The 5,514-nt window shown below is 44.3% G+C and carries 4 protein-coding genes; 1 reads left to right on the top strand and 3 read right to left on the bottom strand.

The genetic code is table 11. From position 1 onward, the window contains the following. Positions 1 to 343: 343 nt before the first annotated feature. The gene (locus tag ACEW80_RS29990; protein WP_373530101.1) at positions 344 to 2,350 is read right to left on the bottom strand and encodes a serine/threonine phosphatase; all 2,007 of its coding nucleotides are present in this window, start codon (positions 2,348 to 2,350) and stop codon (positions 344 to 346) included. 394 nt (positions 2,351 to 2,744) lie between these two features. On the opposite strand from ACEW80_RS29990, the gene ACEW80_RS29985 reads away from it, so the two are divergent. Next, positions 2,745 to 3,947 carry a PLP-dependent aminotransferase family protein gene (locus ACEW80_RS29985; RefSeq protein WP_373530100.1) on the top strand — a complete coding sequence of 401 codons (1,203 nt, stop codon included), beginning with the start codon at positions 2,745 to 2,747 and terminating at the stop codon, positions 3,945 to 3,947. A gap of 44 nt (positions 3,948 to 3,991) precedes the next feature. Here the strand turns inward: ACEW80_RS29985 and ACEW80_RS29980 are convergent, their stop codons facing one another. Continuing rightward, positions 3,992 to 4,597 carry a DnaJ domain-containing protein gene (locus tag ACEW80_RS29980; RefSeq protein WP_373530099.1) on the bottom strand — a complete coding sequence of 202 codons (606 nt, stop codon included), beginning with the start codon at positions 4,595 to 4,597 and terminating at the stop codon, positions 3,992 to 3,994. A 195-nt stretch (positions 4,598 to 4,792) separates the two neighbouring features. Continuing rightward, positions 4,793 to 5,404: an ATP-dependent Clp protease proteolytic subunit gene (locus tag ACEW80_RS29975; protein ID WP_373530098.1), complete on the bottom strand. Its 612-nt coding sequence runs from the start codon at positions 5,402 to 5,404 to the stop codon at positions 4,793 to 4,795. Between the last annotated feature and the right edge of the window lie 110 nt (positions 5,405 to 5,514).

Genomic DNA, 5,514 nt, shown 5'->3' with positions numbered 1-5,514 from the left:
GCATTAAACTTATCCGTAAATTTAGGTTTTAACCCTGATTTGTAAAACTTTAGGACTTACACACTGTACAAACGAATCAGCTTATGTATTAACGTAACTAGGTCGTTTCAACCTTTTACAAACCATCTTTTGTTAGTTGCTTAGGCGTAGCCCAACCCAGGCATCCCAAAAAGTGTAGTTGAAAAATTTAACTAAAAGCCTTGAAAAGCACATCTGCCATTTAGGTTATTCTGTCAATGCGTAAGTACTAGATTTTTACATTAATTCACGGATATGTTTAGTGGGAATTGGTGATTATTCTTTCTTATACCCCATGCCCAATGCCCCATGCCCCATTCCCCATTTATTTTTGACTTTCCATATCTGGACGCACTTTTGCCCGAATAACTATACCAGTAATGTTGTCGTGACCATTGTGTTGGTTCGCCAAATCAATTAAGTCTGTAACGCCCCGTTCTAAGTTAACGCCAGAATTAAGTAAAGGTTCTAAGTGAGTCTGCCAATGGGTTTCTATTAAATCATTATCTGATAGACCGTCCGATACCAACAGCAGAAGAGTATCTTCATTGATCTCGAAAAAGCCGACATCGGGGTTAATCGAGTTTTGATCACGAGGTCCCAAAGCTTGCGTGAGTTGGTAGGCATCTGGGCGGGCGTAAGCTATGGTTGCTTCGACTCCGCGGGTAATTTCTCGTTGCCCGACTTCATGATCTACTGTGACTTGTTCCAGTCCCCGCTTGCGCGTCAGGCAATAGAGACGGCTATCTCCTACATGAGCAACTGCTGCTTGAATATCTTGAATTAAGAGCATTACCAGAGTTGTACCCATGCGCCCCACTCCAGAACGGGCATCTTGTTGATTGAGCTGGTAAATCGCCTCATTAGCTAAATATACTGCCTCTCGAATGCTATCTTCTGTTGGCAGTTGGTTGGCAATCCAATGTTCTTGAAAGTATTGCCGTAGGGTGTTGACTGCTAACTCACTAGCGATCTCGCCGCCAGCGTGTCCACCCATACCATCACAAAGAATATACAAACCATGCCCTTGCAGAACTCGACTTTTGGGCAACTCTAGCTTGTGAATTTTGGTTTCAATGCCAAAGTAGTCTTCGTTATGATGACGTTGACGCCCCACATCTGTACATCCTGCATCTTCTAAGCTACTTAACTGCATCGCCAGCACAACAGTTGGCATATCATCAGTTTTGCTAATAATATCTTCTGGCTCATCTGATGGGGGGATAGTAGGCACAGCAGTATGTTCCTCCGTTATTTGGGGCAAAGTTGCAGCTCCTAGTGCTTCCAGTTCAATAGAGATTTCTTCCAAACGCGATCGCAACTGGGCGATCGTTTGAATCTTACCTCCCTCTAAATCCCCCAACATCTGGACTACAGAGCCAAATTGAGTGCGTTGAGACTGTCTAAATAGCGCTTGCCAAACTCGCCCCAAAGCTTGGATGGTTAATGGTTGCTCGCCAATAACAGATGTTTCAGCTTGTGCATCTTCTGGCGACTCGACGGCGGGCTGATAATTTTCTGATTTTACATACAACCTTTGTAGCGCCAGCGTTTGGTCTTCATCCAATCGCAAATTCGACAAATCTAAGAGGCTTTGATGACAATTTACTGGTTCTAGTAATGCCCAAAGTTGGGTCATTTGATAACACCAGTGTAAAATTTTTAACGAACTCGTTGTTTCTTCTTGCCACAAGTTAAGTAAATGCTGCCAATCCGAGCGGTCTTCAATTAGTACTACCCCTACATCATCCTGCTGCCAAGCATCGTGAATCGGCGGTATGGCTGGCTGACCTTGGGATTGTAAAGCAATATAAACTTTAGCAAGGCGAGGAATTTCACTTGCTTCCACTGATGACGTTACGACATCATCTGATTGTTGACTTATTAGTATTGCTTCAATGGCTGATATTTGATACGGTTCGCAGTCTAAAACTCTCGCCTCTATTTCAGTAATTTGCTCCAGAGGAGGTAACACGTCTAACAATTGATAGCGCTGCTGAGAGTCTAAATAGGAGCCTAATACAATTTGAGAACTAGGAGATACAGGAGATGAGAAAGATGAGAAAGATGAGGAGGATAAGGTAAAATCTTCTCCCTTGTCTTTTCCATCTCCCTCATCTTGCCCTACTCCCAAATCTTTAGTCGGTTCTTTAACAATAATTGCCCAAAACACTGTTCCGCATTCTGTGCCACAGTTTTGACAACGTTGTACATTCAGAGGTACATCGGTACTGCATTCAGGACAGACCTTGTGAGTCAAGGATGTGCCACAGTTTTGACAGAATTTGTTAGTATTGGGGTTTTCAAATTTACACTGAGGGCAAATCAGCATAGTGGAAGTTCCTTAATTCCCATTCCAAGGTGCTTTTAGCTACTAAGATTCAAGGCGTCACAATTATTGGTTGCCCTGACTACAGTAGACCTACATTAGATTGTAGTTTTATCAGTCAATTTTGGTGGCAGTATTAATTGTGACGCATAATTGATAAATATTTCAGATATTGGCAGCTAATTCCTTTATGAGAAAGAATTCAGGAGTACAAACGCGATTAATCATGCGTGTACAGGAGTCACAATCTATGCTGGATTATGGGCGACCAAGAAATGAATAAAGAAGTTTAAGATCCCCACTAATTGCCTTTTTCTGAATTCTAACCGGAGGCAACGAACGGAATCTCCGGCTTTGCTCCTGTATTCTTCTTCAATTCTGCAATTTTGAATTACTTATGGCTCCTACCACCCACGCTCACCAAATTACTGATTTATTCGCGGAACGAGCTAGAAACCTCACACCACCAACCTATGGCACAGAATTAACCAAAATTGTCACTGTCAGCTTTGCTTACGGTCTAGCTGACCCAATTCTTTTTCCCCACACTGACTTGGCTATTGCAAGTGCCGCTGTGCTGGCAGAAGAGGCTCCGATCGCCCTCAATTACGGCCCAACTTCAGATCAACTGTATGAGCAAATTATCCTCCGCTTGCAGGCTAAAGGCATCACTGCCGATCGCGATCGCCTGATCATTGGCTACGGCTCTGGTCAGATTCTCGGCTTGCTACCAGATGTGTTTATCGAACCTGGTAACGTGGTGATTGTGGAGGGACCAACCTATTTGGGAGCAGTTGGTAGATTCATCAATGCTGGTGCACATCTGATTAGCATTCCTGTGGATGAGTTGGGGATGGATGTAGATGTGTTAGAAGCAACATTGAGCGAGTTTAAAAAACAGGGTATCCGACCCCGGTTTATTTACACCATCCCGACCTTTCACAATCCCACAGGCACTACTATGCCGTTATTTCGTCGCCAAAAGCTAGTAGCATTGGCGGCTGAATATGGCGTGTTAATAGTGGAAGATGATGCCTACAGCGATTTGCGCTTCCAAGGAGAAGCTCTGCCTCCCCTGGCAACCCTCGATCAGGAGGGGTGGGTATTATATGTGAATACCTTTTCAAAAATTATTGCGCCTGGTATTCGGCTGGGCTGGGCTTGTGGTGATCCAGCGATTATTGAGCGGCTGGCAATGTTTAAAAGCGAGGGGCCAGTGGGACCATTTGTCAGCCATATGGTCGCTCACTACTGTGCAACAGGCAAGCTAGATTATCACATTCAAGAGCTAATCGCTTGCTACAAGCATAAGTGTAATTTGTTGTTAGAGGCGATCGCTCACGAGTTTCCCAGTGATGTAGTTGCTCTGCGACCAGGCGGAGGCTTTTATGTCTGGTGTAAGTTACCGCCACACATCAGCGCCAAAGCACTCCTAATTGCTGCCAGTGAACACGGTGTCGGCTTTCTGCCAGGGACACGCTGCTACGCCAACGGACAGGGGGATGATGCCATGAGACTAGCTTTTAGCTTTCAGCCAACTAAGAAGATTGTCGAGGGAATTGCTACCCTGGGCGCAGTGTTGCGCGAATGGCAACGATAACTAAATAATTCGTAATTCGTTCCCACTCTGAGACTGGGAACGAGTTAAAAAATTTGTTCCAAACGCAGAAAATCACGTTGCACTTCATCCCAGAGACTTTTATTATGGGGGTCTGTCTTCAAGGCTTTTTTGAGATAAATTCTCGCTTTGAGCAGCTGGTTTTCGGAAATTAGCGCCCGTCCCCAAATTTGATAAGCGATCGCTAGCCATTGGCGGACTTCTGCATCTGTTGACATCCGATCTGCTAAAGCTTCTGCCAGGGCGATCGCTTGCGGAAATCGTCTTTCTTGCAAAAATCGCTGCAATTGCTCATAAGTCTTCCACTTCAGCCGCTCTTCTATTTCCGATAGATTCGGCGGCTTTGGTTTCCCTGCTTGTTGGCTTGTCACCGTTGTTACTGGTGTTTTGTCTTCATCACGTCCAGATGTTGACACCCGACTTGAATGCGTGCCTGTTTCCTCTGGCAGCACTAACGTCAGCAGGAGTTTGTAAGCCTCTGTTAGGGCAATAAACTTATCTTTGGCTTTGTTGTCATCTGGGTTGATATCGGGATGATATTGCTGCGCCAGCCGTCGGTAAGACGCCTTAATGTCAGCAAAAGAAGCTCCCGACCTTAAACCCAATAACCGGTAGCAATCTCCAAGATCCATCTTGAGCTATCAGCTATCGAATATTTAACTATCGGCTATCAGTATCAGCTGTCAAGCCTGGATTATTAATGATAAGGGCTAATTTTCTATTTTAAAGTTCAATTTTGACAGTTTTTAGCAAAAAAGGGAAGTGGAGAGTAGAGACGCGATTAATCGCGTCTCTGTATACAGGAGTGATAAATCTCTCCCTACTCCCTACTCCGCAGGTACTATCAAGGTTCGTTCTTCAATCACACGGTCAATTAAACCGTATTCCTTAGCCTCTTCGGCAGACATGAAAAAGTCACGATCCATATCTTTTTCAATTTTTGCTATGGTCTGACCAGTTTTATCAGCATAAATCCCATTGAGCTCGTGACGAATCCGCAGAATCTCTCTAGCTTCAATTTCGATATCGCTTGCTTGTCCACGGGTGCCACCTGAAGGCTGGTGAATCATAATCCGTGAGTGAGGCAATGCTAGCCGTTTGCCCTTAGTGCCGGCTGCTAGCAAAAAAGACCCCATTGAAGCAGCTAAACCCACGCAAATAGTTACTACATCTGATTTGATATGTTGCATGGTGTCAAAAATAGCCATGCCAGATGTAACCATCCCACCGGGAGAATTGATGTATATATAAATATCTTTACCTGGATCATCTGAGTCCAGATACAGCATTACAGCGATAATTTGGTTGGCAATTTCATCATCAATATCTCGCCCCAAGAAAATAATTCGTTCCCGGTAGAGGCGATCGTAGATGCTAATCCAATCTGTATATTGTCCTCCGGGCATCCGGTAAGGAACTTTAGGAACGCCTATAGGCATTTTCGTGACTCCGTTATTAATTATTTGGGAAGGTTAGTGCTGAGTAAAGAGTGCTGAGTGCTGAGTAAAGAATTTAAATTAAGAGTAAAGAGTAAAGAGTTAGAAGTTAA

Origin of the sequence: Nostoc sp., from assembly GCF_041747015.1 — a bacterium.
In the GTDB taxonomy this organism is placed as follows: Bacteria; Cyanobacteriota; Cyanobacteriia; order Cyanobacteriales; family Nostocaceae; genus Nostoc.
This window is presented reverse-complemented; position numbering and strand designations above follow the sequence as displayed.

Excerpts from the sequence above, each read along its gene's own strand:
- ACEW80_RS29985 (WP_373530100.1), top strand. The coding sequence starts at position 2,745 with ATGGCTCCTACCACCCACGCTCACCAAATTACTGATTTATTCGCGGAA.
- ACEW80_RS29975 (WP_373530098.1), bottom strand. The coding sequence starts at position 5,404 with ATGCCTATAGGCGTTCCTAAAGTTCCTTACCGGATGCCCGGAGGACAA.
- ACEW80_RS29980 (WP_373530099.1), bottom strand. The coding sequence starts at position 4,597 with ATGGATCTTGGAGATTGCTACCGGTTATTGGGTTTAAGGTCGGGAGCT.
- ACEW80_RS29990 (WP_373530101.1), bottom strand. The coding sequence starts at position 2,350 with ATGCTGATTTGCCCTCAGTGTAAATTTGAAAACCCCAATACTAACAAA.